This window comes from Dapis purpurea BLCC-M126 (genome assembly GCF_050015975.1).
Classification (GTDB): Bacteria; Cyanobacteriota; Cyanobacteriia; order Cyanobacteriales; family Microcoleaceae; genus Trichodesmium.
In genome coordinates, this window is record NZ_JBNHER010000054.1 from 1 (window position 1) to 17,769 (window position 17,769).

Sequence of the window (17,769 nt, forward strand, 5' to 3'; positions counted from 1 at the left end):
TTTTTTCGAGTCACTCACATCTATATATATATACTGCTAAACTTTTCCACTTTTGTTAAATCGAAAAATATGGAGTTTCCCGTTTCTCCAACCAACCTAAATTTTTTCGAGTCACTCACATCTATATATATATGCTGCTAAACTTTTCCACTTTTGTTAAATCGAAAAATATGGAGTTTCCCGTTTCTCCAACCAACCTAAATTTTTCCACATATATATGTATCTGCTCAATTTTCCACTTTTGGCAAATAGGTAAATCTAGAATTTTCCCTTTCTCCGGCAAACCTCGATTTTGCCGACATATAATATATAGATATAGATATAGATATAGATATAGATATAGATATAGATATAGATATAGATATGACTCGAAATTTTCCACCTAAATTTTTGCCATGCGATATATACTTTACAATACCAACTTCAAACTTCTGACTTCAAAAAGTTGGATTTCCTGCCTCAACCCAACCTACATTTAACTGATTCCTACTATTAAAAATTCTGACTCCTGACTCCTGACTCCTGACTCCTCAAAAAAATTATGACTCCCGACATTACCGAAAAAAATCTCGAAAATATTATCTACCAAAGTCTCATTCAAGACTCCCAATATTCTCCAGGCAACTCCGCAGACTATCACCGCACTTACTGTCTCGATATTTCTAAACTTTCCCAGTTTCTCCACAGTACCCAACCTGAAAAATTAACGGAAATTTCTAACTACTACGGCACCAACTGGGAGACAAAACTTTATGAACGCCTCCACCGCCAAATCCAAGAGAAAAGTATAGTCAATATATTACGCCAAGGTATCAAAGCTGGAGAAACTCGCCTCGAACTTTACTATAAGCTCCCCACTTCTCGACTCAACCGCGACACTATCCAAAATTACCAAAAAAATATTTTTTCAGTCACCCGGCAACTCAAATACAAAGAAAACCATAACCTCGCCCTCGACTTAGTAATTTTTATAAACGGTTTACCAGTTATTACCTTCGAGCTAAAAAATCAACTAACCGGGCAAAACTTTCAAGACGCCATAAACCAATATAAAAATGACCGCCACCCCAGAGAATTATTGTTTCAACTTAAACGTTGCTTAGTACATTTCGCCCTCGACACTAACGAAGTTTGGATGACGACAAAACTCGACGGCAAAAATACAAAATTCCTACCATTCAACAAAGGCAAAAAATCAAATTCCGCTCTACTTTTTCCCGATACAGCAGGCAACCCCCCCAACCCCAACGGCATCAAAACAGATTATTTGTGGAAAGAAATTTTAGCCAAAGAAACTTTCAGTAACATCATCGAAAATTACGCCCAACTCACAGAAGAGGAAAATAAAGATAGAGACAAAAAGTCAGCCAAAAAGCAAAAATTAATCTTCCCCCGCTACCATCAACTCGACTTAGTAAGGCAACTTTTAAAAGATACAAAAAACCGAGGCGTCGGCAACCGCTACTTAATTCAACATTCCGCAGGTTCCGGCAAAAGTAATTCTATAACCTGGTTAAGTCATCAACTTGTCGAACTGAAAAATATTACCGAAACCGAAAAAGTTTTCGATTCAGTCTTAGTCGTGACAGACCGCAAAATTTTAGATAAACAAATTCGGGAAAATATTAAACAATTCGCTCAAGTCGCCGGAGTCGTCGAAGCAATTACCGAAGGCAGTAAACAATTAAAGTCAGCTTTGGAAAAAGGCAGCAAAATTATTATTACAACGGTGCAAAAATTTCCATACATCGTTGAGGAAATTCAATCTTTAGCCGATCAAAAATTTGCCATTATCATCGACGAAGCGCACTCTAGCCAAACCGGCAAAAGTGCAGCAAAGATGACCGAATCTTTGAGCAAGGAAGATTCGGAAGCTGAGGAAACCACCGAAGATAAAATAATCCGAATTATCGAGTCGCAAAAACCTTGTCAAAATGCCAACTATTACGCTTTTACTGCCACGCCAAAAAATCAAACTTTAGAATTATTCGGTGTCAAAAATCCTGCAGATGGAAAATTTTATCCCTTCCATAGTTACTCGATGAAACAAGCGATCGCTGAAGGATTTATTCTGGATGTTTTGCAGAATTATACGACTTACAAAACCTATTGTCGCTTGCAGAAAAAAATTATAGATGACCCGGAATTTGATATTAAACAGGCAAAAAAGCGATTAAAAAAATATGTTGAATCGCATCCAGAGAGTATTGCCAAAAAAGCAGAGGTGATGATTGAACATTTTTTATTACAGGTAATTTCTCAGGGAAAAATTAATGGAAAAGCTAAGGCAATGGTTGTTAGTAATAGTATTAAAAGTGCGATTTATTATAAGTTAGCTTTTGACGAATATTTGCGAAAAATAAATTCTGAGTATCAAACTATTGTTGCTTTTTCTGGCAGTAAGGAAATAGACGGCAAAAAGGAAGATGAGTATTCTATGAATGGATTTTCTGGCAGTAAGATAACAGAAATTTTTAAGGAGGATAAATATAGATTTTTAATTGTGGCGAATAAATATCAAACTGGTTTTGATGAACCGTTGTTAAATACTATGTATGTGGATAAGATTTTGTCTGATGTGAAGGCGGTACAAACTTTGTCTCGGTTAAACCGTTCTTGTGATGGAAAAAATGATACTTTTGTTTTGGATTTTGTAAATTCTGCTGATGAAATTCAGAGAGCTTTTGAACCTTATTATAAAACAACCATTTTAAGTGAAGAAACAGATAGCGATCGCCTCCATGACTTAGAGGATAGTTTGGCAAACTTTCAGATTTATTCTTCAGAAGATGTACAGGAATTTATGACGAGGTTTTTGAGTAGTGAGTCGCGGGAAAATTGGGAGTCAGTTTTAGATAGTTGTGTGGAAAATTATCAGAATAATTTGCAGGAGGAGGAAAAAATAGATTTTCAGAATAAGGGTAGGAGTTTTGTGAGAAATTATCAATTTTTGGTGCAGGTGAAAAGTTTTAAAAATTCTTATTGGGAAAGTTTAAATGCTTTTCTGAAATTATTAGTTAATAAGCTCCCAAAATTAGATAATTATGATTCGTCAGCAGGAATTATTAATAGTGTGGATATTGAAAGTTATCGAATAGAGCTTCTAGGAAGTCAAAGTATTAGTTTAAGTAGGGAGAATACCCTGTCTCCAGTTGCCGAAAATATTGTTAGGGGAAATTCTGAAAACAAGTCAGATAAAATCAGTCAAATAATCCAAGAATTTAATAACCGTTTCGGTGGTAGTATTGCCTGGCAAAATGAGGATAAAGTGTGGAAATTTTTATTAGAAGAGTTGCCAGAAAAAGTCAGAAAAGATGGGGAGTATCAAAATGCTAGAAATTATAGCGATCCGCAAAATGCAAAACTTACCTTTGAAAATAAATTCCATCAAGAATTACGGCGTTTTATTCGTGAACATATAGAAGAATATCGTCAATTTACAGATAATAAAAATTTTCGAGAATGGCTAATTAATACTCTATTTAATCTTGATTATGGGCGAGACAAAATTGCTTAAATAAACAATTATATTTATATAAATACTCAAATACTATCCGTACATCCGTAGCCAAATTAGTGTAAGACGTGGCCAAATCTCTATCTAGCACTTTTTTACTATTCTCCTGCTCCCCTACTCCCTACTCCCTACTCCCTACTCCCTACTCCCTTACTCCCTACTCTCTTACTTTTAGATAACCACTTAGACTCTATCTCTTTAATCTTGCCATTTTCCTTCATTTCTAAAAGTTTAATATCAATATTGTGGAGAAAAGGACTATCAGGAGAGATGATAAAACCATAAGCTTCACTAGCAAAATAAACTGAAGATAACTTCAAACGTTCTTTAGGATGATTATGTAAATAATATTTAAGAGCAGGAGCATCAAAAACCACAGCATCCACTTCATCTAACTTGAGTAAATTAATTGCATCTATCAAAGTCTGAGTCTGACTAATACGCGCTCCATAATACTCTGCCCATCTTTCTCCAGTAGAACCTTTAACGACAGAAATTCTAGCGTCCTTAATATCTTCAGGAGAACGAAACTCTACAACTCTTTGATTAGACAAAGAAAGAGTCAAAGTTGTCGCTATACCAGCAGTCAAAGAAGAAACTGTAACCATAGTAACAACCATCCATACCCCAGCAATAATACGCCCAGCTTTAGTAATTGGAGTCCGATCGCCATATCCCACCGTGGTTAAAGTTACCACAGCAAACCACATACCATTGCCCACTCCATGCCAATAATCTTTAGGAAATTGTTCTGTGTTGCGCCGTCTTTCAGCTAACCACAGAAGATTACCCACTATAAATAATAGAACTATTAACAAACCAACAGAAGAAATAAAAGCTAGGCCAAAAAAAGGTCTAACTCTACTCCATATAGTAGGTCTCTCAGCAGTAATTAACAAACCAATATTGGCAATAAAGTAGGGTTGGGTAAAAGCAACTTTTTCTAATTCTAAGCGAGCAGAAGTTATACTTATTGGCCCAATAATAATATCTAGTTCTCCTTTGGTTATACTGTCAATACTACTAGCTACACTATCTTGTGGAATAAATTCATATTCTAGTTTTTCTAATAAAGCTAGTTCTTGCCAAATATCAACACTGATACCTTTAAAAGAATTATCCTGAATTACAAAAGGAGGTGATCCAGCGACACCAACTCGCAATTTTTCTGCATGGGCTGGTAAAAAAACACTAATTATACAGGTTATAGTAATAAAAGTCAATAAACTTAGTTTGTTGAGCATTTCTCAGAACTGAGTTGAGCAATCAAATTTTAATGGTGACAATTTTTTTTGCCCCGAAGTAAGGCATAATAATCAAGTCAAGTTTCTAGTATCCTATTGATTGATGGGCTGTTTATTAGTAATTGGCCGTATCAAGCCTGACTCTGATAGAGTATAAATCTTTGTAAGCGTACTGGAGAATCACTATAACATTAAGTAGAGAAATGACAAAAACAGACGATAAAACTATTGTCAGAGATTATTTTAATTCAACTGGTTTTGACCGATGGCGCAGAATTTATGGAGACGGTCAAGTAAACAAGGTACAGTTAGATATTAGAAAAGGACATCAGCAAACTGTTGATACTGTCCTCAGTTGGCTACAAGCAGATGATAATTTATCAGGGTTATCGATATGTGATGCTGGTTGTGGGGTTGGTAGTTTGAGTATTCCTTTAGCTAAAGCTGGAGCAGTTATTTATGGTAGTGATATCTCAGAAAAGATGGTATCCGAAGCATATCAGCGTGCCAAATCTAGTTTAATTAGTATAGATAATGTTAATTTTGTGGCTCAAGACTTAGAAGCTTTAAGTGGTAAGTATCATACAGTTGTCTGTTTAGATGTCTTGATCCATTATCCTCAAGAGGAAGTTGCAGCTATGATTAATCATTTGATATCTCTCGCTGAGTCACGGTTAATTATTAGCTTTGCACCAAAAACTTTAGCTTTAACTATATTGAAAAAAGTAGGAGAGTTATTTCCTGGGCCTAGTAAAACGACTCGTGCTTATCAGCATCGGGAAGCAGATATTATCAAAATTCTTGAAAGTAATGGTTTTTCTATCCAAAGAGAAGCAATGACTAGCACCAGTTTCTATTATTCTCGTTTACTAGAAGCAGTTCGTAAGTAACAAAAGTTTTAGTCAAATTCTAATATCATTATGGTTTTACTACACTAATTATGATGAAAATTGGGAAAATAGAAAATTATGGTTTCAGCATGAATTATAAATAGAAATAATAGTATTTATCTAAGGATTTCGATATTGATGAAAACCCAGAAACTAACAGAAAAATCAAAAGGTTGATAGCTCATAGTTAAGGGACTAATTGGGTAAACTTTTTCTACAGAATACTGCACAAAGAGCTATCAGTTATCACCAATCAAACTCATATTTTGCAGTTAAGATTTAATGATTGCTCAATTAACAAAGCTTTTATCTACAATCAAAAGCAATATATAGTGTTTTCAAACGAGATGTAAATCTAGATTAATATTTTTTCTAACAAAAAAAGTTCTGTCTTGAGTCCCCTATATCCTTATATTTACTACTATTTAATGCTGTTTTTATTCCCTTACTGTTCCCTATTCCCTTTTTAATAGGACTCGGTTTCTACATTCCATTCAGAAATGGTATAGCAGTTCTATATACGTTTATATGTTCTGTGAGATTATCCTAAAATACAAAGTCCATAAGACAGGATCGAGTTAGGGAATTGGTTTTAATCTTAATTTTATTAAGTTTTACATATTACAACTAATTTAGAACTGCTATAGCTGATAACGCAGTTTCTTTGTAAGAGTCTAGCTAACGGCTGAATGCTTACCTAATCACTATATTAAGGAGTGAAAAAATGATGACTAAGATTTTTTTAGTAATAGCATCTATTCTAGGAGGTTTATCTGTAGTTGCAGGATCTTTTGCTACTCATGCTCTGAAACAAAAGCTAAGTCAATACTCCCTCGACATTTTTCAGACAGGCACTCGTCTACAAATGTATCATTCCTTAGCACTATTAATGGTGGCTTTTTTATTAACAATAAAAGATTTACCCCAATTATTAATAGTCATTGCTGGATATGCCTTTATTGCTGGAATAGCAATTTTTTCTGGTAGTTTATATGTTCTGAGTCTAACCGGAATAAAATGGTTAGGAGCCATAACACCCATAGGCGGAGTAGCATTTATCGTAGGATGGAGTTGTATGGCGATCGCTGGTTGGAACTTAAAATTATAAAAAATAGATTGTTTTGACTATTTCTATAAAAATACTTATATTAAACTCAAAAAATCTGCAAAGATGAATAATATTTTCCGTACATTGTGAAATTAGACTACTTCAAGCTATAGTGTAATATAGCAAAGCTATACAAATCTGGGTATCTGGCTTCTGTGAGTTACTGCCTTAATCCCAATTGCCCCAACCCCTCCGATCCATTAAATGCTGGTAGACGTACCTGTTGCCAATGTGGCTCCGAATTGCTACTGCAAAATCGGTATCGTATTATCCAGCCTCTTGGGGGGGGAGGTTTTGGCAAAACTTATCTTGTAGAAGATCAAGGGGTACAAAAAGTTCTTAAAGTATTACTGAAAAGTCATCCTAAAGCTATCTCTCTGTTTCAACAGGAAGCACAGGTACTTATCAGTTTACGAAATCCTGGCATTCCAAAAATAGAAGACGATGGTTATTTTACATTCTTCCCAGCAGACAGTGAAGAACCTCTACACTGCCTAGTAATGGAGTTTATCGACGGCTTGAATTTGATGGATTGGATGAAAAGTCGTCGCCATAAGCCAATAAATCAAACTCAAGCAGTTGATTGGCTAACACAATTATCGGAAATATTGGACAAAGTTCATCAGCAAAATTATTTCCATCGAGATATTAAGCCCCACAACATCATGCGCAAGCAAAATGGCCAATTGGTGTTGATAGACTTTGGTACTGTCAGAGAGGTATCTGACACCTACTTGGTGAAAGTAGGTCAAGGCCAAAATGTTACAGGGATTGTCTCACCAGGGTATACTGCTCCAGAGCAAACTAATGGTAAAGCTGTACCTCAATCAGATTTCTTTGCTTTAGGACGTACTTTTGTATATTTATTAACAGGTAAACCCCCAACAGCTTTTCCAGAAAATCCACGCTCTGGAAAGTTGCAATGGCACAAATATGCTTCTCACATATCAACAGAATTTAAAGATGTCATAGATTATTTAATGGCACCTTTTCCCGGAAATAGACCTCAAAATCCAACCATGATTTTGCAGTGTCTGGCGGACATAAAAACAGAAAATAGTCCAACTGATAATTCTCGCATTTCTACTCCTGCTCAACCAAGTCGTTCAAGTAAGGACAATACAAAACTACTAATAGAAAAAACTCAAACCAGGCATAAAGTTAAGACAAAACTAAAAACAAAGACAAAAACAAATACAAAAATATCTAGTAATAAGTCAAAAATTAAGTCAAGAATTAAGTTTATAAATAACCTAATAGTAGGGTTAACAATGTTGCTATTAGCAGCAGCAACTTCTCAATTTTATGGATTTTGGCGCTACGGAATGTTTCCTAGTCATCCAGTTTTTTTATTGCGTGGTTTAAACAGTAGTCGATTTTTAGAAAAAACCTTAAATGGTTATCTCGGAGAAGTAAATGCGATCGCTATGACACCAGATGGTCAAACTTTAGCCAGTGGTAACTTTAGTACAATCAAAATTTGGAACCTGAAGATTGGGGAACTAAGAAACAATATTAGAAATGCTCATACAGATAAAATAACTACTCTGGCAATAAGTCCTAATGGTGAAATATTGGTAAGTGGTAGTGCAGATAAAACAATCAAAATATGGGATCTCACAACTGGTAAACTATCAAAAAATATTCCCGCTCATGATGGTAAAGTAAATGCAGTTGCCATTAGTCCTGACGGACAGACATTAGCAAGTGTTGGCAGCGATCGACTAATGAAGTTGTGGAACCTGAAAACAGGTAGTCGAATACTTACTCGCATACCAGATAAGGAATATGGGGTAAATGCTCTAGCTTTTAGCCGGGATGGTAGCATTTTAGTTAGCGGTAGTGAAGATGGTACTATTAGACTGTGGAATCTGAGTACAGGTATTCGCAGACAAACTTTAGAAGGACATACCCAAGCAGTTAATGCCATCGCCGTCAGTCCAAATAACCAAACCTTAGCTAGTGGAGGTGAAGATGGAACCATTAGACTATGGGATTTCAACACGGGAGAAGAGGAAAGTATAATTACGCCAAGTACAAGCAAAAGTTCAATTAAAGCTGTAGTTTTCAGTGCTGATAGCCAAACAATAGTTAGTGGCGGCGACCAAATTACTATTTGGAATACAATTACCGAAGAAAAATTACAGACATTTTTTGGTCATTCAGAACAAATAAGTTCTCTTGCTATTACTCCTGATGGCAAAACCTTAGTTAGTGGCAGTCTAGATCAAACTATCAAAGTTTGGCGAATGCCTTAAATCAGTTATCAGTACTTCCGGGTAAATTAGGAGGCAAGAAAATCTTAAATTTCCTGTTTTATCCCCTTTACTTTGGAGAGTATTAATCTTGTTTCTTAGTGAAATTAATCAATAGGCTTTGGTGAAAAAGTATTACGAGTTAGGGTAGAAGTCAGGAGTCAAGTAGAATAGCTAACGGATTTGCGAGTGACAGGAGTTAGGATAAATAAGAATTATAGAGGAAATAGTTGGATATATTTATCCCTTGATTTTTCCGCCCTTGTTTCCTCAAAATGTTAACATTTTAACCTTGAGCAGCCGAAAAGCCTGCACTTTTTTATTTATTTATAGAATACTTTAAGAGTTAATCAACCAAACCCTCAATAACAAAAAAGTAGGGAAAGAATAAATTATCTCTTTACCCTACTTTTTGTACAGTTAATTAACCTACCTTCCTAGAATCTGAATTGAGTTCTCAAGCTACCAACCCAGAGAGTATCATTATTATCATTGTGATTTGGATTAGTAATCACAAACAAACCAGGTGTAATTGCTATAAAGTCATTAATAGCATAACGATAGAAAACTTCAATATGTACAGAAGTATCAGGGTCTTTTAAATTGTCATCATTACCACCATCAGTAACAATTGGTGGTACACCAACAATAATTCCTCCTAAGCTACCATCTTTAAATAAGTCAGGAAATGCAATTGTAAATGCGCCATTAATAATAGTGATATCATCATCATCATCATTATTACCATCTTCAGGACGCGCCCAGGTAGTACCAAACCAGCCCCCAATTTGGACATGATCGTTGAGCCTCCACTGAGCTTCAAATCCAATATTATCAGCAGTGGTTCGTCTGCCATCAAAAGGATCTCGCGCTCGGAAACTTCCTGTACTGGCAGTAACATTAACTTCATCCTTAATAAAATACTTACGAACATAGTTAACTGTAAAAGCAAGGTCTGGATTAGCTTCAAATACAACCTGACCAAAAGCACTATGTTCACCATTAAATAAACCTTGGCCTTCTCTTGGACTTTCTGGTTCTCCAGCTAAATAACCACCATTAATTTGCCATTTTTCAGCAGGTGTGTACTGAAGAATCAGCCCTCCATCATCAGGTCCACGATAAGCAGTAGGGTTATATCGTCCAAATCTTGATGTTGCACCGGAACCACTACTTTCAAAGGGAGATAAGACAGTCTGAAAGTCATCAACTTCAACCCCTTGAGGACCAATAATTACATTTAGTTTATCACCTACAGGAAACTCATAGAACAACTTATCAAGAACTACAGTATCGTCAGGATCACTTTCATCTGTACCCAATCTGGTCATTAGGGTATTAGTTAAATCCCGGCTACTCCAGTTAGGAATATCTCGTGCTTGTAAACGAGTTCTGAGGCGGTCTTCACCAGTAAAGCTAGTATCAAAGTTTAAACGAACCCGATAACCTAGTGCAGCTTCAGTTCTATCATTTTCGCTCTGTTCTACACCACGCGCTCCTGCTCGTTCTCCCCAAGTATCAGTCAGCCAAAATAGAACTTCACCATTAAGCTTAGTAGTTGTAGAGAATTGATTGGCTTCAAGTTCTGCTGTCCTGGCTTCAAGAGCATCAACACGACCACCTAATTCTGCTAGTTCTACAGCAAATTCTTCTTGAAGTCTTTGTAAAACAGCTAAATCATCACGAGTTACTAAGTCAGCAGTTGCAGCAGCAATTAACTCTGTAATTCTATCTAAACAAGCATTTAAACCTGCTGCAAACTCATAACGGGTCATTGCCCGATTTCCTTTGTAAGTACCGTCTGGATAACCTACAATACAACCGTAACGCTCTACTAGAGATTGTAAAGCTTGGAAAGCCCAATCAGTAGGTTGTACATCTGACAACTGAGACACAGATGTTACCTGTCCCATTGGGTCCGCTTGTTCTAACTCAGATCCTGGAATTTGTAAGGAGGGGTCTTTTAGTTTTTGCAAGCGACTATCTGCTGGTAATTCCTGTTCTGAAGCAGCATCATTTTGTGGCTCTACAGGTAACTGAGTAGTTGTATTAGTATTGGTATTTTGAGCATTAGCCAGTTGTTCTACAGAAACCTGATTAGCTAAAGCCGAATTAGCGATTAATAAGGCAGCTAGACTGAACGTACCAGGAGTTTGCTTAAGAACGTTCAAAATTATTTTTGTCATTATCGATCTCTCCTCACACCTTTATAATTAAACTAGGAAACTATTGTGCCTTTTATCAACAACTCTAATGTTTAGAGTAGATTGAATTGCTGATTGTTCCAATTGATTTTTTTAACAGTTATAGTGCTATAAGCTAAGTTTAACTTTTAAATAGCTATTTACAATTACATCCATTACCAGGGGATGAAGTTCCTCAATTCTCTAAGCAAATAGTATGAAATAAGTGAATAGAGTTCATGCTACATATATAGAAATATTCCTAGTAGTTTTTGCACGAAGCTTATCCTAGCAAGGATAGAATAAGTATTGCCTTTGAGTTTAAGAACAATTAAATCAGACATAGACAGCTAAAATCCATCAGAACTAGCCCCAAGGTCTTGGTTGCATAATTACACAAACTAAACAGAGTCATATTTTTTTACCAGACAGGTTAGCACCTCTTGCAGCATAGTGCAACTATCTGAAATATTAGGATTTTTGATATAAGTTGAGATACTCTTAAGTTTATTAATGACCAATAAGTTGAAAGTTAAAAAAAATCCCTGGATATAAACCCCAGAACTAGCCCCAAGGTCTTGGTTGCATAATTACACAAACTAAACAGAGTCATATTTTTTTACCAGACAGGTTAGCACCTCTTGCAGCATAGTGCAACTATCTGAAATATTAGGATTTTTGATATAAGTTGAGATACTCTTAAGTTTTTAATGACCAATAAGTTGAAAGTTAAAAAAAATCCCTAAATATAACCCCTCAGCTTTGTAATCAGCACTACTAGAAGCGAGCTAAGGGGTATAAAAGTAGTTCAGAAATTTATTGGTGTTTGGTGTAGTGAACAATTTCATAATCAAGGTCCTGAAAAAATTTTCAGAATTTAATATATGGCATATTCAAGACCGACTCATACTCACCATTCAGCTATTAGGAATTAGCTAATGAGGAATTGACACGCTACACCAATACAGATGTATCAATAAAACAGGTAAGCGTTAGTTAAATTTGAGTTACTCTTTGGCTAACTGCTTGCTACTAACAAGTGAATGCTTACCGAAAAATTAAGGTTTAAAGCCTCTCCTTTATAAGGAGAAACAAGAAAAAATTTTCCTTTTGTTCAATCCTCTACCTTTTAGGGAGAGGTAATTATCAATTATCCATTATCAATTATCAATTATTGAAGACTGCTATTTAATTTTCTACTCTCAAGCCAAAAATCTAGAATCTGAATTGAGTTCTGAGTGTACCAACCCAGAGAGTATCATTATCTTCAATATGATTAGGATTAGTAATCACAAATAAACCAGGAGTAATGGCAATATTGTCATTCATTTGGAAGCGATAAATTACCTCAATGTGAATAGAAGTATCATCATCTTTTAAATCATCATCATCACCACCATCAGTAATAATTGGTGGTACACCAACAATAATACCTCCCAAACTACCTTCTTTGAGTAGATCGGGGAAAGCTAAAGTCAAAGCGCCGTTGACAATAGTGATATCGTCTGTATCAGTATCATCTTCAGGACGAGCAAAGGAGGAACCAAACCAACCACCTAATTGAACCCCATCAGTAATCAGCCATTGGGCTTCAAAGTTGATATTATCTGCGCTAGTCCGTATGCCATCAAAAGGATCTCTGGCTTTAAAACTACCTGTACTTCCAGTTAGGTTGACATCATTTTTAGGGTGGAAACTACGCACATAACCCAAATTAAATGCTAGCCTATCACTTGGCTCAATCGTAAACTGGCCAAATGCACTGAAGGCACCATTAAAAGCACCTCTACCTTCTCGAGGATCTTCTGTATCTGGTGCAGCATAACCTACAGTCATCTTAATTGCATCATTGAAGGTATAGGCAAATTTAACACCAGCATCAGAAGGAGCACGATAGAAAGTAGGGTTAAATCGCCCAAATCTTGAAATAGAACCAGCACCACTACTTTGCAAAGGTGTAATAGGTGCCATAAAGTCGTCGAGACCATAAGCATTAGCGGCTAACTCTATTTGACCTCTACCATTTAGTAAAGGAAAACGATAGGCCAACTTATGTAGCTCAAAATCGTCATCCAAATCATCGTCAGTAGCTAGACGAGTCATCAAAGTATTCGTCAAATCTCGACCGCTAAAGTTCGGAACGTTACGAGCTTGTAAACGAGTTCTTAAACGGTCTTTCCCAGTAAAACTGGTATCAAAGTTTAAACGAACCCGATAGGCAAAGCTTGTCTCAGTTTTGTCCTCATCACTCTTTGCTACTCCACGACCTGCAGCTCTTTCTCCCCAGGTATCACTCAACCAAAACAATACCTCACCATTTAGTTTTGTTGTTGTAGAGAACTGATTCGCCTCTAATTCGGATGTCCTCGCCTCTAGAGAGTCAACTCGTCCCCGCAAAGCAGCTAATTCTGCTGCGAATTCCTCTTGTAATCTTTGTAAAACGGCTAGGTCTTCCCTAGTTACTAAGTTTGAAGTTGCAGCAGCAATTAATTCTGTGATTCTATCTAAACAAGCATTCAAACCTGCGGCAAACTCAAACCGGGTCATTGCCCGATTTCCTTTATAAGTCCCATCAGGATAACCTGCTATACAACCATAACGTTCTACCAAGGATTGTAGAGCTTGGAATGCCCAGTCTGTAGGTTGTACATCAGATAACTGAGTCACGGATGTCACCTGATCCATGTACTCTCCATTATCCAAATCTGATACCCCTACTGGTGCCAGTGACGGGTCATCCATTGGCATTGGCCGACTATCAAAAGCTTGAGCTATCTCAATCGGATCTTGGGCTAAGTTCTGATTTAGAGAACCTTCATCACTTCCTAAATTTTGTAAAGGAGTCTCAGCAGCGATCGCCGAGCCTGCCATTAATAATGCCACACTCAAAACACTAGGACTGTGTTTTAAAGTGTTCCAGATAAGTTTTTTCATATTTTCACCAATCCTCACACCAATTTTGAATCAGCTAGGTAATACCTAACTTGATTTTGCTCAACATAACCTTAATAACATCTTTATCCATCGCCACCATATTCTAATTTTTGGCTACGACTTTAGATTTATCGCTTAACAGTCTATAATTCCATAATTATGGATTATTGGATAAATCTAGACTTAAATTAGTCTGCTTTTAAGGAATAATCAAGACTACAGTTGTTTCTTTGCTTTACAAAAAAACACAGATAATATTAAGTCTTAAATATTTTTTTCGAGCTAATTAGTTTTAAATGGCCTTTTGCCAAAGTAGTTTGACAAAAGGGAGAATGGTTTACTGATTAAGCGTTGCTGTAATTTAATTTCCCGCCTTAGTAGAAGACGTGAAAATTTGTTTACAAACGGCCCAAGCATTGTTCCTTTCTCTTTATCACAATTTAGTTAATTTGTCTATATACTATACTTCTTGATGATGAGTTGACGATTCACCTCACCTTAGAAATTAGATTTTGCTTGATTTAGTAAAAGTTGCACTCTCGTCGCAAATTCTACACCTAATTTGATAATTTGCAACCTCAAATTTTTAGACTATTTTTTCACAAAACAAGCCAAAACTAATATAGGAAAGGATTGGAATAACTGGTAGTTAAATGTGAAATTAAAATAATTAAGCAAATTAGAAAATTAATTATCTAAACTATTACCAGGTTCTTATAAATGCTTATAGTTTTTTGGTTTCTGAATTTTTATTAGGTAATCGGTGTTGAATCTAACCGACGAATAGCTACTACTGAAGGTTTCGGAGGCTCGTTAACTTTTTTAGTCGGCCAGTTAGAACCCATGGGCACTGTACGATTTTGCATAAAATCTGAACCATCTATTGTTTTCATGGCAAACTCACGAGTTTCTGAGGCCATATTTTGACGAATACCACTTTTTTCTCCTGGATGCTGAATGGCCACAAACAAAGTTTTCCCATCTTTGGTAAATAACGGCCCACAAGTTTCGGTTTCTGTTGGTCCAATGCCAAACAAATAAGCTTCACCAGCATTAGAACCAGAGGTGGGAATATACCAGATTGAATTATTACCAAATAAACCACAAAGACTCGCCTGGTTCATTGGTTTGTCATCCTTACCCATGCGATTCTCAGGTACTGCTTTATTTAGCTTTGTTGCACGAATATCCTGGAATCCTTGCAGTACAAGACTTTCGCATTAATAATATTTATTGATAAATCCTTATTTCATAATGCTTCTAGCACTTTCATGCAACAAAGCCATTGTAATTATTTGTTTTTTCAGAGGATTTTTATCTAATAATTCTTGAGAATTAGCACCAGATTTTGCTGCTTCCTGAAATTCTGATGCTATCTCTAAAAATGTTTGAGTTACTCTTTGGCTAACTGCTTGCTACTAACAAGTGAATGCTTACGACTGCTATTTAATTTTCTACTCTCAAGCCAAAAATCTAGAATCTGAATTGAGTTCTGAGTGTACCAACCCAGAGAGTATCATTATCCTCAATGTGATTAGGATTAGTAATCACAAATACAGCAGGGGTAATGGCAATATAGTCGTTCATCTGGAAGCGATAAAGTAGCTCAATGTGAATGGAAGTATCATCATCCTTCAGATTATCATCATCACCACCATCGGTCACAATTGGTGGTACACCAACGATAATACCTCCCAAACTACCTTCTTTGAGTAGGTCTGGGAAAGATAAAATCAAAGCACCTGTAAGAATGGTGATATCATCTGTATCAGTATCATCTTCAGGACGAGCAAATAATGTACCAGCCCAACCACCTATTTGAAAGCCATCAGTAATTTTCCATTGAGCCTCAAAGTTGATGCTATCTGCGCTAGTTCGTGTGCCATCAAAAGGATCTCTGGCTTTAAAACTACCTGTACTTCCAGTTAGGTTCACATCATCTTTGGGGTGGAAAGTACGTACATAACCTACTTGAAAAGCTAGATTTTCACTTGGTTCAATCGTAAACTGGCCAAACCCACTAAATGCACCATTAAAAAGACCTCTACCCTCTCTAGGGTCTTCAGAATCTGGTGCAGCATAACCTACAGTTAACTTAATTGCATCACTAAAAGCATAATCAAATTTAGCACCAGCATCAGAAGGAGAGCGATAGAAAATGGGGTTAAATCGTCCAAATCTAGAAATCGAACCAGCTCCACTAGGGGCAAAAGGTGTGATAGGGTCAAGAAAATCATCAAGACCAAAGCCTTGAGCAGCTACCTCTATTCGACCTTTACCATCTAGTAAAGGAAAACGATAGGTCATCTTATTAATTATTATATTATCACTACCACTACTATCGACACCCAGACGAGTCATAAAAGTATTGGTCAAATCTCGACCGCTAAAGTTCGCATTGTTATTAGCTTGTAAACGAACTCTCAAACGGTCTTCACCACTAAAACTGGTATCGAAGTTTAAACGAACCCGATAACCAAAAGCGGTCTCAGTTTTGTCTTCATCACTCTTTGCTACTCCACGACCTGCAGCTCTTTCTCCCCAGGTATCACTCAACCAAAACAATACCTCACCATTTAGTTTTGTTGTTGTAGAGAACTGATTCGCCTCTAATTCGGATGTCCTCGCCTCTAGAGAGTCAACTCGTCCCCGCAAAGCAGCTAATTCTGCTGCGAATTCCTCTTGTAATCTTTGTAAAACGGCTAGGTCTTCCCTAGTTACTAAGTTTGAAGTTGCAGCAGCAATTAATTCTGTGATTCTATCTAAACAAGCATTCAAACCTGCGGCAAACTCAAACCGGGTCATTGCCCGATTTCCTTTATAAGTCCCATCAGGATAACCTGCTATACAACCATAACGTTCTACCAAGGATTGTAGAGCTTGGAATGCCCAGTCTGTAGGTTGTACATCAGATAACTGAGTCACGGATGTCACCTGATCCATGTACTCTCCATTATCCAAATCTGATACCCCTACTGGTGCCAGTGAGGGGTCATCCATTGGCATTGGCCGACTATCAAAAGCTTGAGCTATCTCAATCGGGCCTTGGGCTAAGTTCTGATTTACAGAACCTTCATCACTTCCTAAATTTTGTAAAGGAGCCTCAGCAGCGATCGCCGAGCCTGCCATTAATAATGCAACACTCAAAACACTAGGACTGTGTTTAAAAGTGTTCCAGATAAGTTTTTTCATATTTTTACCAATCCTCACACCAATTTGCAATCAGCTAGGTAGTACCTAACTTGATTTTGCTCAACATAACCTTAATAACATTTTTTCCATCGCCACCATATTCTAAATTTTGGTTACGACTTTTAGATTTATCGTTTAGCCATATTATTGAAGTATGGATTACTAAATAAATCTAGACTTAAATTAGTCTGCTTTTAAGGAATAATCAAGACTACAGTTATTGCTTTGCAAAAAAAGACAGATAATATTAAGTCTTAAATATTTTTTTCGAGGTTCTAAGTTTTTAATGGCCTATTGCCAAAGTAGTTGTACAGTTTTAAAGACTGGTTTAATGATTAAGCGTTGCTGTAATTTAATTTCCAGCCTTAGTAGAAGACGTGAAAATTTCTTGACAAACGGCCCAAGCATTGTTCCTTTCTCTTTATCACAATTTAGTTAATTTGTCT

9 protein-coding genes are annotated in these 17,769 nt (G+C 36.5%); 4 read left to right on the top strand and 5 right to left on the bottom strand.

Features of this window, described 5'->3' with window-relative positions; translation table 11 throughout:
* Positions 1–541: 541 nt before the first annotated feature.
* On the top strand, positions 542–3,517 hold the full coding sequence (locus ACP6PL_RS05145; RefSeq protein WP_426543239.1) for a type I restriction endonuclease subunit R: 2,976 nt from the start codon (positions 542–544) through the stop codon (positions 3,515–3,517).
* A 128-nt stretch (positions 3,518–3,645) separates the two neighbouring features.
* Here the strand turns inward: ACP6PL_RS05145 and ACP6PL_RS05150 are convergent, their stop codons facing one another.
* Positions 3,646–4,761 (bottom strand): transporter substrate-binding domain-containing protein, encoded by a 1,116-nt coding sequence (locus ACP6PL_RS05150; RefSeq protein ID WP_426543241.1) that lies wholly within the window; start codon positions 4,759–4,761, stop codon positions 3,646–3,648.
* 203 nt (positions 4,762–4,964) lie between these two features.
* Here ACP6PL_RS05150 and bchM point away from each other — a divergent pair, with 203 nt between their 5' ends.
* The 3 genes from bchM to ACP6PL_RS05165 all read left to right on the top strand — a co-directional run bounded on the left by bchM (position 4,965) and on the right by ACP6PL_RS05165 (position 9,017).
* Positions 4,965–5,651, top strand: coding sequence for a magnesium protoporphyrin IX methyltransferase (gene bchM / locus ACP6PL_RS05155; RefSeq protein ID WP_426543243.1), 687 nt, complete (start codon positions 4,965–4,967; stop codon positions 5,649–5,651).
* A gap of 724 nt (positions 5,652–6,375) precedes the next feature.
* The gene (locus ACP6PL_RS05160; protein ID WP_426543245.1) at positions 6,376–6,759 is read left to right on the top strand and encodes a DUF423 domain-containing protein; all 384 of its coding nucleotides are present in this window, start codon (positions 6,376–6,378) and stop codon (positions 6,757–6,759) included.
* 155 nt (positions 6,760–6,914) lie between these two features.
* Positions 6,915–9,017 carry a protein kinase domain-containing protein gene (locus ACP6PL_RS05165; RefSeq protein ID WP_426543247.1) on the top strand — a complete coding sequence of 701 codons (2,103 nt, stop codon included), beginning with the start codon at positions 6,915–6,917 and terminating at the stop codon, positions 9,015–9,017.
* A 434-nt stretch (positions 9,018–9,451) separates the two neighbouring features.
* On the opposite strand, the gene ACP6PL_RS05170 is transcribed toward ACP6PL_RS05165, so the two are convergent.
* The 4 genes from ACP6PL_RS05170 to ACP6PL_RS05185 all read right to left on the bottom strand — a co-directional run bounded on the left by ACP6PL_RS05170 (position 9,452) and on the right by ACP6PL_RS05185 (position 17,323).
* The gene (locus ACP6PL_RS05170; RefSeq protein WP_426543249.1) at positions 9,452–11,200 is read right to left on the bottom strand and encodes an iron uptake porin; all 1,749 of its coding nucleotides are present in this window, start codon (positions 11,198–11,200) and stop codon (positions 9,452–9,454) included.
* Positions 11,201–12,412: 1,212 nt separating this feature from the next.
* Positions 12,413–14,131 (bottom strand): iron uptake porin, encoded by a 1,719-nt coding sequence (locus ACP6PL_RS05175; protein ID WP_426543251.1) that lies wholly within the window; start codon positions 14,129–14,131, stop codon positions 12,413–12,415.
* A 752-nt stretch (positions 14,132–14,883) separates the two neighbouring features.
* Positions 14,884–15,255, bottom strand: coding sequence for an alkaline phosphatase PhoX (locus ACP6PL_RS05180; RefSeq protein WP_426543253.1), 372 nt, complete (start codon positions 15,253–15,255; stop codon positions 14,884–14,886).
* Positions 15,256–15,604: 349 nt separating this feature from the next.
* Complete coding sequence (locus tag ACP6PL_RS05185; protein WP_426543255.1) at positions 15,605–17,323, bottom strand: iron uptake porin; 1,719 nt, start codon at positions 17,321–17,323, stop codon at positions 15,605–15,607.
* Positions 17,324–17,769 lie beyond the last annotated feature (446 nt).